Annotated in this window: 12 protein-coding genes and 4 pseudogenes; 9 read left to right on the forward strand and 7 right to left on the reverse strand. The window is 52.8% G+C overall.

Annotated features, from left to right (window positions below; genetic code table 11):
* Positions 1 to 207: pseudogene (locus ACE1BR_RS06110) on the reverse strand (IS3 family transposase); the annotation flags it as partial.
* A 583-nt stretch (positions 208 to 790) separates the two neighbouring features.
* On the opposite strand from ACE1BR_RS06110, the gene ACE1BR_RS06115 reads away from it, so the two are divergent.
* Positions 791 to 1,171 (forward strand): hypothetical protein, encoded by a 381-nt coding sequence (locus ACE1BR_RS06115; RefSeq protein WP_374868533.1) that lies wholly within the window; start codon positions 791 to 793, stop codon positions 1,169 to 1,171.
* Between the two features lie 72 nt (positions 1,172 to 1,243).
* On the opposite strand, the gene ACE1BR_RS06120 is transcribed toward ACE1BR_RS06115, so the two are convergent.
* Positions 1,244 to 3,964: an HAD-IC family P-type ATPase gene (locus ACE1BR_RS06120; RefSeq protein ID WP_374868535.1), complete on the reverse strand. Its 2,721-nt coding sequence runs from the start codon at positions 3,962 to 3,964 to the stop codon at positions 1,244 to 1,246.
* 12 nt (positions 3,965 to 3,976) lie between these two features.
* Positions 3,977 to 4,915, reverse strand: a complete 939-nt coding sequence (locus ACE1BR_RS06125; RefSeq protein ID WP_374868537.1) for a universal stress protein — start codon at positions 4,913 to 4,915, stop codon at positions 3,977 to 3,979.
* Between the two features lie 1,195 nt (positions 4,916 to 6,110).
* Here ACE1BR_RS06125 and ACE1BR_RS06130 point away from each other — a divergent pair.
* A pseudogene (locus tag ACE1BR_RS06130) lies at positions 6,111 to 7,071 on the forward strand (IS1595 family transposase).
* A 94-nt stretch (positions 7,072 to 7,165) separates the two neighbouring features.
* Here the strand turns inward: ACE1BR_RS06130 and ACE1BR_RS06135 are convergent.
* The 3 genes and pseudogenes from ACE1BR_RS06135 to ACE1BR_RS06145 all read right to left on the reverse strand — a co-directional run bounded on the left by ACE1BR_RS06135 (position 7,166) and on the right by ACE1BR_RS06145 (position 9,694).
* Positions 7,166 to 8,381 (reverse strand): annotated as a pseudogene (locus tag ACE1BR_RS06135) (IS256-like element ISAs3 family transposase).
* A 76-nt stretch (positions 8,382 to 8,457) separates the two neighbouring features.
* The gene (locus ACE1BR_RS06140; RefSeq protein ID WP_374868539.1) at positions 8,458 to 8,859 is read right to left on the reverse strand and encodes an H-NS family nucleoid-associated regulatory protein; all 402 of its coding nucleotides are present in this window, start codon (positions 8,857 to 8,859) and stop codon (positions 8,458 to 8,460) included.
* Between the two features lie 607 nt (positions 8,860 to 9,466).
* Positions 9,467 to 9,694, reverse strand: coding sequence for a helix-turn-helix transcriptional regulator (locus tag ACE1BR_RS06145; RefSeq protein WP_374868541.1), 228 nt, complete (start codon positions 9,692 to 9,694; stop codon positions 9,467 to 9,469).
* 218 nt (positions 9,695 to 9,912) lie between these two features.
* Here ACE1BR_RS06145 and ACE1BR_RS06150 point away from each other — a divergent pair, with 218 nt between their 5' ends.
* The 4 genes and pseudogenes from ACE1BR_RS06150 to ACE1BR_RS06165 all read left to right on the forward strand — a co-directional run.
* Positions 9,913 to 10,077 carry a hypothetical protein gene (locus tag ACE1BR_RS06150; protein ID WP_374868543.1) on the forward strand — a complete coding sequence of 55 codons (165 nt, stop codon included), beginning with the start codon at positions 9,913 to 9,915 and terminating at the stop codon, positions 10,075 to 10,077.
* A gap of 556 nt (positions 10,078 to 10,633) precedes the next feature.
* Positions 10,634 to 11,257: an inovirus Gp2 family protein gene (locus tag ACE1BR_RS06155; protein ID WP_374868545.1), complete on the forward strand. Its 624-nt coding sequence runs from the start codon at positions 10,634 to 10,636 to the stop codon at positions 11,255 to 11,257.
* A 505-nt stretch (positions 11,258 to 11,762) separates the two neighbouring features.
* Positions 11,763 to 12,578: a hypothetical protein gene (locus tag ACE1BR_RS06160; RefSeq protein WP_374868547.1), complete on the forward strand. Its 816-nt coding sequence runs from the start codon at positions 11,763 to 11,765 to the stop codon at positions 12,576 to 12,578.
* Positions 12,579 to 12,687: 109 nt separating this feature from the next.
* Positions 12,688 to 13,352: pseudogene (locus tag ACE1BR_RS06165) on the forward strand (DUF932 domain-containing protein); the annotation flags it as partial.
* A 154-nt stretch (positions 13,353 to 13,506) separates the two neighbouring features.
* Here ACE1BR_RS06165 and ACE1BR_RS06170 read toward each other — a convergent pair.
* A complete protein-coding gene (locus ACE1BR_RS06170) occupies positions 13,507 to 13,857 on the reverse strand; it encodes a helix-turn-helix domain-containing protein (protein ID WP_374868549.1) in 351 nt (116 codons plus the stop codon).
* A 160-nt stretch (positions 13,858 to 14,017) separates the two neighbouring features.
* On the opposite strand from ACE1BR_RS06170, the gene ACE1BR_RS06175 reads away from it, so the two are divergent.
* The 3 genes from ACE1BR_RS06175 (at position 14,018) to ACE1BR_RS06185 (ending at position 15,983) form a co-directional block, all read left to right on the forward strand.
* The gene (locus ACE1BR_RS06175) at positions 14,018 to 14,857 is read left to right on the forward strand and encodes a hypothetical protein (RefSeq protein WP_374868551.1); all 840 of its coding nucleotides are present in this window, start codon (positions 14,018 to 14,020) and stop codon (positions 14,855 to 14,857) included.
* A gap of 3 nt (positions 14,858 to 14,860) precedes the next feature.
* Positions 14,861 to 15,316, forward strand: a complete 456-nt coding sequence (locus tag ACE1BR_RS06180; RefSeq protein ID WP_374868553.1) for an IrmA family protein — start codon at positions 14,861 to 14,863, stop codon at positions 15,314 to 15,316.
* Between the two features lie 88 nt (positions 15,317 to 15,404).
* Entirely contained in the window at positions 15,405 to 15,983 is a 579-nt protein-coding gene (locus ACE1BR_RS06185; protein ID WP_374868555.1) for a hypothetical protein, read from the forward strand.
* Positions 15,984 to 16,131: the final 148 nt, after the last annotated feature.

Raw genomic sequence — 16,131 nt, forward strand, 5'->3', positions numbered from 1 at the left:
AAACATCTCGATATAATCAAACACATCGCTGCGGGCTTCGTCTCTTGTCGCGTAAATCCTGCGCTTGATCCGCTCCCGTTTGAGCAACTGAAAGAAGCTCTCGGCGACCGCGTTGTCGTGACAGTTGCCCCGTCGGCTCATGCTGCAACTCAGGTTGTGGATCTTCAGAAAGTCCTGCCATTCACCACCAGTAAACTGGCTGCCCTGGGCACCTTTCTAAGAGTCAAGTCGTTATTTGGGTACTGTTGAACAACCGGCTTTGATTTCGTAGCTGCGTATAGACCGTGAGGTCGGGAACATGCTGCAAAATAAACGCCCGGACGCGTTGTGTACTCATATCGTTCGCTCCGCATGGCTGGGGCGTGGGTGATGGAGCGTATTGGGTTTATTTATACGCCTCGAGACGGGACAGCATCGCTGGTTAAATGGATGTGCCCGATAAGCAACCCGCAACCACCGTTGGTTCGAGAACAAACCCGCAGCGTCAATTACACGGTGGATGGATTGGCAACTGAGTTCATTGACACGATCACGATGGACCGCTCAATCTACACCACCACGGCGCGAGCACTGTCATCCCCCTTCCGCAATAACCGCGCCTCATTTATCGTAACATTACCCTATAAATGTGAACGACACCTCATTTTCACTGGCCTCAAAGGAGGCAAGATCAAACAGCCGCCAAACGGTTGCTCAACCAGATCAATGCCGAGAGCGTGTAGGAGAACGGGAACCAAGCCTTACGAATTATCGGTCCCAACAGAGCACGGAAACCGTGCACGGAGGCGTGATGAAAGGACATGGCCAACTGTTGATGTTGTTGATGAGCCCTGTGGTATGGGCTGGGGGGCTGGAGGATTGTAAACAGGACGCAGCCTCGGCAAGCTGCTCCGCCTATCTGAACGGGGTGGTGGACAGTGCCCTGCTACTGGGGGGCAAGCAAGCCGAGACCTACTGTTTTGGTGAACGCTTCTCCGAGCGGGCACTAAGCAGCCGGGCTGGTGAGCGGGCCAAACACACCAACGCGCGCTATTGCGCTGACCAGCTACCGGATGCAGCGCGTCTCAAGGCCCGTCTTGTAGCACAATTTGGCGCGCACAAGGTCGACTCGGTCAATGACATGTACAGCGTATTGGCAGCCGAACTCAGCTGCTACCGAGAGCCACGTTAGGTAAGGCGTCATCGCCACCTAGTCTCGACAACACCACAAATGCGCCCTGACGCCGACAGCGCTGAAGGGCCACTATGGACCCTTCATGCGTCTAAACCGCAACCTGAGCTGTTTTTCCGCTTCAATGATGGTAAACAAGGCAATACCTATCGCAATCACTAATATTCCGTCCAGACAGGATACCGCCTCGGTGTTGAACAGGGTCTGCAACACGGGCAGATAGGTGATAGCCAGTTGGGCCAGGATGACCATACTTACCGTCGCCCATGTGACTCGGGTACCTTTCACGGCCTGCCATCTCAGCGAGGTACCGTAGAGATTGCGAATGAAGAACATGTGAAAGATCTCCATCACTACCAACGTATTGACCGCCAAGGTGCGGGCCAGCGCGATAGACTCCCCCCGCTCGATGGCGTAGGCATAGATACCGTAGACACCGCAGAGAAACAGCATCGAAACCAGCGCCATATGCCACACCAGTTCACCGCTCAGCAACGGTTCATGGCGTGGCCGAGGGGGGCGACGCATGGTATGGTCTTCACTCGGCTCAAATGCCAGGGCGATACCGAGCGTGACGGCAGTGATCAGATTCACCCAGAGGATTTGGATCGGCGTGATAGGTAGCGTCAGTCCAAGCAGCAGGGCGAGGATGATCGTCATGGCTTCCCCCGCATTGGTGGGCAGGGTCCAACTGATCACCTTCTTGATATTGTCATAGACAGTGCGCCCTTCGCGGACGGCCGCCACAATCGACGCGAAGTTGTCATCAGCCAGCACCAGGTCTGCAGCTTCCTTGGCAGCTTCTGAGCCCATGTTGCCCATAGCGATGCCGGCGTCCGCCCGCTTGAGGGCCGGAGCATCGTTGACACCATCCCCGGTCATCGCGACCGTCATGCCCTGCGACTGCAAGGCCATGACCAGGCGCAACTTATGCTCAGGCGTGGTACGAGCAAAGATGTCACAGTGCAACACCGCCTGTTGCAAGGCTGCATCGTCCATCTCATCAAGCTCGGCACCGCTGAGCACCCGGTCGGAATACTGCAACCCTATCTGTTTGCCGATGGCAGCCGCGGTGATGGTGTGATCCCCGGTGATCATCTTCACCCGGATGCCAGCACCGTGGCATTGGGCTACGGCTGTGATGGCTTCAGGGCGCGGTGGGTCCACCATCCCCATCATGCCAAGCAGGGTCAGAGAACCCTCCAGTTCGCGATGTTCCAGCACCGTATGTTCCGGGTTGATACATCTGCTGGCAAAGGCCAGTACACGCTGTCCGTGACCTGCTATGGCTTCAGCCTGCGCATTCCAGTACGCCTCGTCTAGTATCGCCGTGCTCCCAGGCCTAGTTGATCGCTGATTGGCACACATGGCCAGGATCCGCTCCGGCGCCCCCTTGACGAATATCACAGCATGCTGCTCATGATCATGATGGAGTGTGGCCATAAAACGATACTTGGCATCAAAGGGAATGGTGTCCGTGCGGTGCCAGGTGGCTTGGATCTGCTGGATGTCCAACGCCATTTTTGCGCTACCGGCGAGCAGAGCCCCCTCCATCGGATCGCCCTCCACACACCAGACGCCCTCCCGCAGAGACAAGGCTGCGTCGTTGCAACAAGTCGCAGCCAGCGCCAACTCGGTCAATACCGGGTACCCGGAAGAGGTGATCGGATGCCCGTCCTGCATCAGGTTGCCATACGGGGCATAGCCATCCCCTGTCAGGGTGAAGCTCTGCTGCTCGGTAAGTACGCTGGCCACCATCATCTCATTGCGAGTCAAAGTGCCGGTTTTATCGCTACAGATAACGGACACCGCCCCCAAGGTCTCAATGGCGGGCAGGCGCCTAACAATCGCGTTGCGTTTCGCCATGGCCTGCACACCCACGGCCAGGGTGATAGTGAGCACCGCTGGCAGGCCCTCAGGAATGGCGGCAACCGACAAACCGACGATCGCCATGAACGTGGCGGTGAAATCCTGATAGGCGACAAAATAGCTGTACACAACTAGCAAGGTGGCAATCAACAAGATCAGCATGGTCAACCACTTAGCAAAGGCGGCTATCTGTTGTACGAGGGGGGTGGTCAGCACCACCACCGTTGACAGCAGACCACTGATACGACCGATCTCCGTAGCCGAGCCAGTGGCTACCACAAGTCCCCAGCCCTGACCACGAGTCACCATGGTGCCGGAAAATGCCATGCAACTGCGCTCTGCGAGCGGCACATCCTCCCGGACCGGGGCACACTGTTTTTCCACCGCAATGGATTCTCCAGTGAGTAACGCTTCCTGCACGAACAAACCATGTACGTTGAGCAATCGCAGATCGGCCGGAACCTTGTCACCTGCATCAAGTAGCACGATGTCACCCGGGACCAGTTGGTCCCCAGGGATACTTATGCGCTCTCCATGACGAATGACACTGGCGTGAGGCGCCAGCATATGGCGAATAGCATCCATCGCCTTCTCCGACTTCCCCTCCTGGATGAAGCCGATAAGGGCATTGGCGGTGACAACGGCCAGAATGACGCCGGTATCGATCCAGTGTGCCAGCCATGCCGTCACCAAGGCACATCCCAGCAAGACATAGATGAGAATATTGTGAAATTGCAGCAGGAAACGCGTCACGTCGCTGCGCCGGGCCGTTGCGGGCAATTGGTTAGCACCGTATTGCGCTTGTCTGGAGCTCACCTCCTGCGGAGAGAGACCCGCAAGCGTCACCCCCTGTTGTTGCAACGCACGGTCCACACTGACGTGATGCCATGAGACCGCAACGATTTCGGCGTGCTCTGTCTGCATCGTGCCCCCTCGTCAATAGGCGGCTACCGGGGAGACAAACCCGTTTGGCTTGAGGGCCAGCAGAGAACACGTAAGGTTCTGCACGATGTTTTCCGCCGTGTTACCAATCAAAAAGCCCGCGATCCCGGTGCGGGCAACCGTCCCCATCACCAAAATGTCGATGTGTTGTTCAGCCACGAATGATGGGATACAGCGTTCTGCCAATCCGCGCAGAGGGTGCAATTGAAAGTGTCCCTGGATGCCGGATACGCTGAGCAAGTTGCGCAGCGCTGCCTGATGCGCGGCCTTGATGGCAGAGGTCTTTTGATGCAACTCATCTTCAGAGACCTTTATCCAGACATTGTCACGCAGGTAGGCGTCGAACGCATAATCCCAGCAAGAGAGGATATGCAATTCACCACTGCAGTGATCCGCCAATGTACGGGCAACGCCCAGTAGCTGCAAGGACAGCGCGTGCCCTTCCGGTGTTGAACTTTGTGGGTCAATCGCCACCGCCACCCGAATGGCATGGCGATGCCGCTGGATCGGGCGTGTCAACCAGACCGGACAGGGACATTTGCGCAGCAGCGCCATGTCGATGGCCTTAAAGCCCTTGTCCCCCTCCTTGGGTTCTGCCGCCTTGATGACCAAGTCATGGGCTTCCCTCAGAACACGCTGAATGATGTGGATAGCGGGGGTATCTACACACTCAATGTCGATGGACAGTGGGACCGTCACCTCATCCACCTTGACGATGTCACGTGCAGCCTGAGCGGAACGCATCAGCTGCGCCTTGAGAGAATGCAGGTAGGATCCTCTGTAGTCCTTCATCTCCTTGGGCAACAAAGGACACACCAGCAGCGCTTTCAACGTGGCCTTGTGGTTGCGGGCCAAGCTCATGGCTTGCGTCAAGGCTTCGGTCTCATCAACCAGCCCCTGACTAACAAAAAGAATGTGGTGGCAATGTTGCATGGCATCTTCCTCTTATCACTCACGGGCACACAGCTCGTGGGCACGTTCATACGATGGTAGCAAGGGTTCCTGCACCGTCCGGTCTTTCGTCGCCCGAGTGGGAAGAAATGACGCCTTGTGCCAGCAGGGATCACAAGAGCGAGGGTGGGAACAGAACTGATCGAGTGGACAATGGGGCGTAGTGGCAAGCCCTCTGCTATCGAGGCGGGTTGCTTATCACCAAAGTATCGGTGTATTGGCCGCCCCCTATCGCGGGGAGCGTCAACTTCCCATTCTGTCGGAACGTACTGCTTCATATCATTGACCTCCTGTTCAACGCGGAGTAAGTCAGCGACATAATGAGGCGATATTAGGTAGTTCGCACCAGTGAGAACCAATTGTACCAACAGCGTCTGTGCGATGCCTCACGCTAACCGGCTTTTCGGCTTGATACCAGACATGGGCGGCTAATTTGCGAAGGGGATCAATATTGGCAGCGTAAAAGAGGGGGGACCACTGCCTGACCAGATGGTCCCGTGATGGTCTTTAGCTCGCGTCAAATAAAATGCCGGTATGGCATCGGCGGGCGGGCTCATGCTCAAGAGTATCGGCACCGACAGCCAACAGAGCACGCTTGCACTATTCCCTCAGGTAATAGGGAGCGGCAACCGAATGAAGATGTCATAAATACGCCACCCCTATCGCAAAATTAAACATCTGGTCACGCCTTTTTAAACGCCAGCCAGTAAGGCTTGTGCTTCGTCGCGCAGTGCACAATATCGCTGCGTAAGGAGGGAACGCTTTTCAACTCGCCAACCGCCATATTTCGCTAGCCAGCGTCTGGGGCGACGTGGATCCCAACTATCAATGGCTTCACGTAATCGGGTTTCCAGATCTCGATGAATATCGTCTGAATCTCTTATTGATGGCATGGCAGGAACTGGGGCCGTAAGTAGTATGGATATCATGGATTAAGGCAATACAAACAACCGAGAGCGCTATGGCCCCCATGTGATTCCAAATCGATTACGGCAACGCGAAATCATCTGAACGACAAAGCCATCACCGATTAATTATCGCAACGGTGACAGAATATAGCTTATATCTTGACCATTGAAAACTAACTATCGAATTGAACGCAATAAAAAAGGCTCTGTCCCAATTATGTGTTGAAAGGCTAATCTTGACGTAGGCCATCACCTTGAGGTCTACCATCATGGATACCCCAGCTTTTCAACACCTGTTGTCCCTCTTTCCCCAGTTAACCCTGTGCCAGCGCCGTGTTGCTCAGCAGGAGCTCACTGCCCCACACCATTACCTCGCTCAATACTCAGTTACCGGCATGTAGTGGCTGCCCACATTGTCAGGCCGATGTCACCGAGCTGGCGCCTTGGGGATGGAGTCGGGGGCTGCGCCGCTACCGTTGTAAACTGTGTCTGCGCACAAGCTCCATCCTCACCAAGACGCCCCTGGCCAGATTGCGTAAAGCACAGTGCTGGGAAGACTACGCGCAAGCCCTCATCGAAGGACTGACCGTCCGCCAAGCAGCGCGGCGCAGTGGGGTCAGCAAAAACACTGCTTTCCTCTGGCGTCATCGCTTCTTGCGTGCCATGGCAGGTCATCAGGCCACCCGGGAAGAGGGCATCGTTGAGGTTGATGAGACCTTCTTCCTTGAATCGTTCAAGGGGCAACGGGGACTACCGCGTCCGCCAAGGCATCGTGGTGGCAAGGGGCGAACCCGTGGAACCGGGCCGGATTACATCCCGGTGATGGTGGTGCAGGACCGTGCTGGCCACCATGCGGATTTTCAGCTGGAGAAGATAAATGCCGAGACGGTCATCGCGGTGTTGAAGCCGTTGGTGTCACCGGATGCGGTGTTGTGTAGCGATGGTGCGGGTGTGTATGCCAGTTTTAGCAAAGTGCATGGAGTGACTCATCAAGTAGTGCACAATCGCCAAGGCGAACGGATGGTCGGTGCGTATCACATTCAACACGTGAACGGGTATCACCATCGGTTGAAAGAGTGGATGGAGCGGTTCCATGGCGTGGCGACGCACTACCTGAAGAACTACCTGGGTTGGCGCAGGATGCTGGAGCGTTACGGGAGGGGCGTAAATATCAAAGCGTGTTTGCATGAGGCGCTGGGGCACCCCATGCAACACGTAATTGGGACATAGCCATAAAAAAAGGCCACGCTGTGAGGGCATGGCCTTGTCTATTCGGATAAGTTAGATGGAGCCTGTAAATAATTCTGTGTAACTGCCCACGCCATTACAGGTGACCGTTCAGGCGATCACCGAATTCGATAATAAAGCGATTCAGAGCAAGCTTCCAATTCTGGATTTGGCATGGTCCATTTCTTGGAGGCCTGCTGTATCGCGAGAAACGCAACTTTGAGCGCCGACTCATCGGTCGGGAACAGCTTCCTTTGCTTGGTCGCTTTGCGCAGCACGCTGTTTAGCGACTCGATAGCATTGGTTGTGTAAATTACCTTCCGGATCGCGGGGGGATAATCAAACAGCGTGATCAGATTGTCCCAGTTATTCTGCCACGAGCGCGCTATCTGCGGGTACTGGCTATCCCAGCGCTCGCCGAAGGTCGCCAGCGCCTGCTGAGCCTCACGTTCCGTCGCAGACTGGTAGATCTGCTTCAGTTCCGCCGTTACCGCCTTGTAGTCCTTCCAGGAGACATAGCGCAACGAGTTGCGGACCATGTGGACGATACACAGTTGCACCTTGGTCTGGGGATATTCCACGGCAATGGCATCAGGGAAGCCCTTGAGACCATCCACACACGCGATCAGGATATCTTCCAGGCCGCGGTTCTTCAGCTCGGTCAGGACCGACAGCCAGAATTTTGCCCCTTCGGTCTCGGCCAGCCACAGGCCCAACAGCTCCTTGTGACCCTCCATATTGATACCCAGCGCCAGATAGAGTGACTTGTTGATCACCCTTTGGTTCGCGCGGATCTTCAGCACAATACAGTCCAGATAGACGATGGGATAGAGCGGATCCAGCGGTCGGTTTTGCCATTCGTGGACCTGCTCGATGACACGTTCGGTCACTTTCGATACCAGCCCCGCCGAGATGTCGGCGTCATACATCTCTTTGAACGCGTCCACGATATCCCGCGTACTCAAGCCCTTGGCGTAGAGAGCGAGGATCTGGTCGTCCATCTGGGTCAGGCGGGACTGGCCCTTGCGGACAAACTGAGGCTCGAAGGAGCTGTTGCGGTCACGAGGCGCCTGGATGGTGACCTCTCCATGCTGGCCTTTTAGACGCTTGGTGGAATAGCCATTACGATTGTTGCCGGTCCCGCGGCCTTGTGGGGCGTGTTTCTCGTAGCCCAGATGCTCGTCCATCTCGGCATTGAGCGCGGTCTCAACGGTGAGCTTGATCAGCTGTTGGGTGAGTGTGCCGAGATCTTTTTCAGATTTGATGTCTTTGGCCAGCTCAGCGGCCAGTGCTTTGAGTTTGTCTTGGTCCATTTGCTTACCCACGAAGGTATCCTTTTGAAAAAGTTACTTATTCGTGGGCGGTTACACAATTGGATTTACAGGCTCGTTAGATGAGGAAATCATCCAATTTACGGCCTTGCTCCAGTTGCTGGGCCAAGTACTTCGGAGTTCGGCCCTGACCAGTCCAGGTTTTCTCTACGCCATTCTCAACATAACGGTACTTCGGGGGACGAGGTGCCCGTTTAGCTTTAGTCGCAGTCGCTGCTGCTGGGGCACTGCCTACCAACTCAGTGGGGTCGATACCAGCCTGAGCCAACATCGCTTGGAACTCAGCCAGCTTTTGCTGGTGCTCAGCTTGGGCGGCTTGTTCTTTCTCTGCCTGCTCCAACCGTTCCAGATAAATCATTTCGATTTTCTCGTGTGCTTCTTTGAGTTGGTCCAGAGACAACTCGCGCAGTACTGCTCGCAGACTGCGCACATTTAACAATACTTTAAGAAATTCACTCATGGTTAAGACTTCTCTCGATAAGGGGGTACCAGCAAAGCGCTATAAATAGTCCTAAAACAGGCAATATATATGTTTAACCAGAACGAACTGATGTCCGACGGTGACTCATTGCGTTCAGAGTGATAGACACGATAAATATTACGCTATTGCCCCTGCTTAAAGCAACCGTTGTCTGTGATTAGCATGGGGATTTTTAATAAGGCAACCCCTTCGCATTGCTACTCTCTTTACGCTGCCATTAATAATGTCTATTAAACTGCTTGTAACGCCCACATAGTGCATTATGAAATTATTACTCCCCAAGGCATCTACTTACCCTGTAGAACGTGTATCGAGCCTCTGGTGAACGTTAGCAGCCTTTCCGAAGCAATACACGATTTAGACAGCATTCATTTAAACTTAACGTTATTCAGTTATAGTATCTTAGCCATTTCACTTTCACACTGTTGCATGGATTCCCCATTCAGACATTAACAATGTCTTCTGATGCACCATGATCAGGGATCGGTTAATCCTCCGATACCAGTTTCATTTCACCAGTACCCTATGGATTTACCCCCAGGTCCCAGCATGAATTTCGAGCGGTTCACTATCACCCAACTTGGGGCTATACCGATGGGGGATTGGTCTCAAAGCGAGACAATATCCAGCTATCGACTTCACTTTCTAACCACCCCACACAATGAAGGCCAATTTTCACCCTTTTTTGAAAACTAGGATCATGACGCGGGGAGCGTTCATTCATCCAGTCATAGACCGTACTGCGGGCAACATTGAGTTTGAACAGGATATCTTTCAGGCGAAGAACGCGGACAGGCTTGTAATGGGCATGCATGACATCAGACCTCTCATCGATAATGGATGACCCTTAGCGGACGTCGCCCAGGGCTTAGATGAGAACCGCACTCAAGCCTCAATACTTGTGAAACGATCAAGTGGTGGCGTGTTCTCATATCAGTAGCCCTCTGTGTTATTTTTGACACTGACTAGATTGGCCCCTTGAAGATCCAGACACTTCGCCCCTCTCCTGCGTTGATGGGGCAGAAGAGACCGATGAGCAAGAAGCCCCCATCCAAACCAGGCAGTCCTCATGGCGGTCACTTTGTTGGGGCAGGCCAACAAACAATGTCAGTTATCGGGCATGACACCCGCGAATACATGGCACTGAATATCTGCCAGCCTATCCAGCGATTAAACGATGTGGGTCTCGATGCGTAATTGAAATGATATCCTGCTAATTAATGAGCAATATTTTACCATCAACCCAACGCTATGCTTGGCGCTTAAGGCATTTAGCATGTTGGATAGTTATTATATACAGCACCTATATAAATTATATCTTGGTCATATATGCCTACCTTGATGGGCAGCAATAACTGTCTGGTATAGCCGTATTGATAACCACTAATGGCATTCATGGTGGCTGACATATCCCAATCATAGTGGATGCCGTATAGCATCCATGACCTCACTGAGTCATTTCAGTAAGGGTGCCATATGTCACCCCACCCACGTAAAACACTCTTTTTACACAGACAACCCATAGTCTGAAGACGAGAACATACTGAATCATTAATCCATAAACGTTGATAGCTGCTTATAAGTAGCGTGACGATAATAACAGTGTGTGCTCGCCTCCCTAATAGAAGGCAACCAGCCGACATTCATTACGAGCAAAGGTGTATCTATAACGAGGGGGCTGCACCGTCATATTCCCCACTTAGGGGAGCATATACGCTCATACCTAATAATCTTAAACCCTATAGGAATGGCCATGACATTCTATCAAACCATCTATGGTTACCATATCCGCAGTTACTACGAAGGAATAATGTCAACTATCCGCTCTGCATCAACAGAGTACCCAAGAACATTAGTGCTGCGCGTCGATTTACATGACCCAGTAATTATCGAACAGGGTGACATAATAACGTGCTTCCATAATCATCACTCAGGCACCATGAATCGTTTTATCAACTCATTGAATGCAAAACTAGCCGCTTACCAGAAACGAACCGCACAATCCGGCAAGCGGGTTTATCCCAATACCCTCCGCTATGCGTGGGTACGTGAATTCAGCAAAACAGGGAAACGTCATTTCCACGCACTCCTGCTATTTAACAAAGATGCCTTCTTCCACTTAGGTGATTACGACCTCGAAAATAGCACGCTCAGAACCATGATAACGACCGCGTGGTGTACCGCATTAGGAGAACCCCCTGAATTAGGACGCGACTGGGTGCAATACCCTGATGACGGTAGATACACCCTGCATAAGCGGGGCGTAGACCGAGACATTTATCCTGAAGACTTGATAGATAGGATCCACTACATGACCAAAGTCAGAAGCAAATCCACCCATGATGGCTGTCGTAATTTCGGATGTAGCCGCATCTAATCATAACCACTCATTCAAAGTGGTATTGACCTCCCCCCCACTCACCCATAAGCTCGCTGGATAAATTGGTGGTGATGGCTCAGGGGTCACTTGTTCAGCAAAAAACATAACAAACTGATTCTACTGTGATTTAAAATAACACCTAGTGAAATTGAACACTTTGACTAACTGAGAGCAGGTGGTTTTCAATCAGTTGTGAGAGGATGCTTATCGTTGAAGGGAAGGGGCCAATCGCCGTCGCTTGCTATATGGCGCAGCGCGAAAAGCAGCTGGCCCAGATCGCCGCCCATTTGAGTCTTTTTGCGGGTGCTAGGCTCAACTACGCCCAATTCGCTGATACATAGGTGATCTGTGAACAAGTCGGGCAATTATACCTGGCAGGACCGAAAGTCTTACCCTGGCGGTATACCCACTCAGCATGGTGTGATAGTTCATCGTCTTAAAACCATCGTACAAGATGTTCTGTGTTCCGCTACTCATTGGCATCATCACCTAGGGATTTTATATGGCTAAACCAACAAGTATTAATATCAGCAACGCGGATACGTTGCGTGTATTGGATGAGTATTGTAAGGCACGAGGTATCTCCCGCTCGTCTGCAATCAGTACACTATTAGATGCCACGACTCCTATCCTTAAAGATATCACAAGTCATTATCAGCTCGCAGATGAGTTGAACAAACGGTTGTTATCTGGCGTGTACAAGCGGGGAATTGCACCAAGACAGAATACTGTTGCCGCTGAAAAATATTGCTTGGAAATCTGGAATAACAACCTTCACTTGAAGAACGAATATGAATTTGACAGCGTTAATCATGATGCATATCTTCGCTCTAAGAGGCCTCATTACCGTAGAGACAGGCGATTAGGTAAAATTGAAACCAGGCACATAAATAAAATATGTGGAGAGTTCATTCTACGAGAAAAATCACCAGTTAAATATGTTTGCTTTGTCTACGTACAGAGAGTGTTTTTCCCAGAAAAAGAACTGTTTGAAAAATTTGATCACCCCGTTGACCCAAACTCACCTTTAGTATTGGTCGCCGGTGATGCGGTTGTTTTGTTAGCTAAAGATGTGTTTTATGATGGATATTTTTTCGACCTATCAAAAGCGTTCATTATTGACGTGGTTGACCTGATGCCATCGGGTATCAACGGTATAACTAAAACATTGAACGAACCTAACGCATACTGCTGGGTCCCTATCATGTATAGCGGCAGCATTACTGTCATTATACCGGTTTTCGAGATAGAACCGGATAATTTATCCAAGTTGAAAAAGCCCAACACCATCACAATAGTTTACAGGACTAAGGAGTAGTTTTTCATATAGGCATCGTCTTATTTAATTAGTTTGCAGATATATTTTATCTCCATGAACCTACCCAAGGGACGGCTCTGTGCAGCCCCTTTTTCATTGGAGATCTCCCATGGATCATCTAATTGACCCCATGGCCTATATTGGCCAAACACCCTGGCAGGCCTCGGTAATATATTACCCCCAAAGCAATCTCTCGATATCTGGCTACAGACAGCCGGAATGGATTGGACTATCGAGCAGAGCGACGTGATGTTCAATGTCGCCTCTGATGTGCTGCATATTCGATCCTACAGCGACGGCAAGGTACTTTATCGCTCAGATACCCTCGTCCCCCTGTCGGTGGTCTCAAGCCGTTACAACGTGGTACAGCCTCACGAGGTGCGCCACTTCTATCAAGAGCTGGTAGAAGCCGGTGGCTTTGAGCTGGGACAGACCGCAGGCTCGTTCAAAGGCGGTCGGAAGTTGTGGGCACTGGCCTGTACCGGTCAAGACCTGACACTACAGGGCGGGGATAAGGTGAAGTCCTATCTGTTACTGGCGACCAGTTGCGACGGGACACTCTGCACCACCGTTCAGTTCACCTCCCTTCGGGTAGTCTGCAACGACACCCAGCAGATGGCACTGCGTGGCAGTACCGGCATCATCAAAGTCCCTCACTCTACCCAGTTCGATGCCACAGCCGTTAAAGCATCGCTCGGGCTGGGGCTCTCCCATTGGAATGAGTTCCAAACCCAGACCCAGGCCAAGGCACTGGCACAGCGGCCAGTAGCCCCGATAAGACGGCGAATGATAACGTGGGGGCTGTGGCGACAGCTTTGCTTAACGTTCCGCAAGGCCGAGCACCACAGAAGCCACAACCAAGAAGGAGTCCACTCACCAACAAATTAGGGAAAGGGAACCCATCCCTTCCCCAGTGAACAGCGGATGATCAGCGGGACCGGGCCAATCGCTCCACCAACCGTTCTACCGTTTCCAGCAACAGGGTTCGGTCGGCATCATCGAGCCGGGCCAGTTGCTGGCTCAGCACAATGCCCTGCTCGGTCGGCCGGTTACTGGTCTCGCGCAGGAAATCCGCCAGCTCACAACCAAACAGTTGAGCGAGCTCCGCCAGCCGCACCACGGTCGGCACCACAATCCCCCGCTCCATTCGAGAGACGGCCTCCATCCCGATATTGAGGTGTTCAGCCACCTGCTCCTGGGTAAACCCGGCCTGGTTACGCTGACGCCCAATAGCCTTGCCCACGCTCTTGGCTAACTGCTCAAAGTTGATATCTGTCATAAGTCCTCCTGCCAACCCTTATGGTTGAGGGTGGACCCGTTGACATGAAGAACCTCAAAAGGCGAACATCAACCCAACAGGTTGTTATTGGGCGTTTTTTGCCTACCAGACCTGTAAGGGCTATCCCCTTTTCAACGATTTACTACCAACAGGAGTGCTCATGAAACAACTCGTTCCATTGCTCACCCTGGCACTCGCCACACCGAGCGCCATGGCCAGCAACCCCAATGACATCTGGTCCTATCAAGACAGTACCGGCACCAGCTTGGCTCACGCGTGCAATAACAAACGTACCTGTGAGCCGCTCTACAAAAACAGCCACTACACTGCCTTGGTAAACAACCGCTCCCAAACAGGCTGTGCCACTGGCGATCTGCTGGTTGCCGAACACGCCAGTCGCAGCTTTAAGAAACTGGATACCGGCACCTGCAGCGCTTCGGCCAGTATCGAGGTCAATACCTACAATCGGCTGAACAACGTCGATATCATGGTCGGTGACCGACTCATCAAGCGTTATCCGCTAGATGCCTGGATGTGGGGAGAAATACGCAAAGCGGGTAAGGGGGCATCCTGGAGCAAGGCGGAAGAGAATGCCCAAAAACCCCGAAAACTGGATACGCCGAAAGGCCCTCCTGCACAGTGGATTGTGCAAGAAGATAAATATGGCCTTCGCTACATATTGACTCAAGGCAAGGACTATTCCCGGTATGTGCTGGAGATCAAATGCGCCTATCAAATGGCGGGGTGGAGTCACCTGCACTCCAACCTCCGATATACCAGAGCTTATAACGCCTCAGCGACCGTTGATGAAATTGAAGTCGATGGTAAACGCCTCTCTGGGGCCGTCAGAAACCAAACCCAGTGGACCCAGCTCGTTAACGCCATTCTTTCCGCATCAACCCTGAGCGTCTACAACGTCTACGGCAAGCCGGGCCAAGAAGCCATATGGACAGCGAACCCCATGAAGTTGACCTCCACTTGCGACTATTACAACGGGTGAACCATGAACATCGTTAGAACTAAATGCTCGATAGCTGCCCTGATAGCTTGTGGACTACTCTGGGCAAATGCCAGCCATGCAGAAGATCAGCGTTATCTCGCTATCCAGCACACCGACACCGTCTTCGCCAACCAAGGCGTCTGTGTGTATCACTTCTCCTTAGATAGCGGCGGTGCCGGTGAGTTTGGGCGTTTGTATATCACGCTGCAGTTTAATGACAAGAAGGGCAAAGCGCTGGCCGAATCAACTCTGGAGGTTGAATCGTTCGGCGGGAGCTCCGCTACTCGTTATGGTGGCGGTTTTACGGAAGTTGATTGCGGACAGGTTGAGCAAGCCAAGTCTATCGCCATTATTCAGGCGACCGAGGTGCTCGCTCACAACCAAGTTACCCGGCTCCCCATCTCCACCTTCACACCCGAGTTTCATCAACCACTGAAGATCACCGTAGGCGGCAAGTAGCCCGCTCAGAAAAAAATAAAGCCAAAGGGCGTCACCATCACGGTGACGCCCTTTTTCATTTCCAACCCTTGATGAGGATCATCACCCCATGACACGACATTTCATTATCGGCGATCACTTGGTAACACCGCACTCTGAAGGCCACCATCACGGGATCTTTGTTGGCCATGACCAGGTCATTCACTGTCTACCAACGCCTGCAGGTGAGCATTCAGGTCAATTGGCGCTGACCTCCCTGGCTGAATTCAGCCAGCACAATGCCATCGAGGTCAGGCCCCATGCCATGCGCCTGTTCTGTCGAGAGGAGAGCCTGACACGGGCCTACGCACGGCTCAGCGAAGGTGAACAAGGCCAGCCATTTGCTAGTAGCGAGCAATTTGTTACCTGGTGCATTGAAGGGGTTCAGCATCCCCCCAAGCTGCTGCAGACCGCAGTTGCCACGGTGGTCGCAGCCGAGGTGGCTCGCCATACGCTGGGTAAAGCGGTCACCAGTGCTACCGCAGGGCTTGCTGCCAGTACTCTGGCCACGACTGCTGGCGGTAGTGGTGCCGCTGCGACGGTAGTGTCGGTGACCGGTATTGCCACAGCCCCGTTGTTAGCTCCTCTTGCCGTGGGCGCCGTCGCAGCCTATGGCGTCAGCAAACTCTGGGATTGGCTCAAAGACTGAATCTATACGAGGAGACATCATGATAATTCCTTTTCACCGGGATGGCGTTAGCCTGCTTGTGACAGAGCCACTGCTGGTACTACTCAATCAGGAAGCCGTGAAATATGACTTCGACCGGCGTTGTTAATGGGATGGTCGCCCCTACCCA

Origin of the sequence: Aeromonas sp. MdU4 (genome assembly GCF_041929505.1) — a bacterium.
Lineage (GTDB): Bacteria > Pseudomonadota > Gammaproteobacteria > Enterobacterales > Aeromonadaceae > Aeromonas.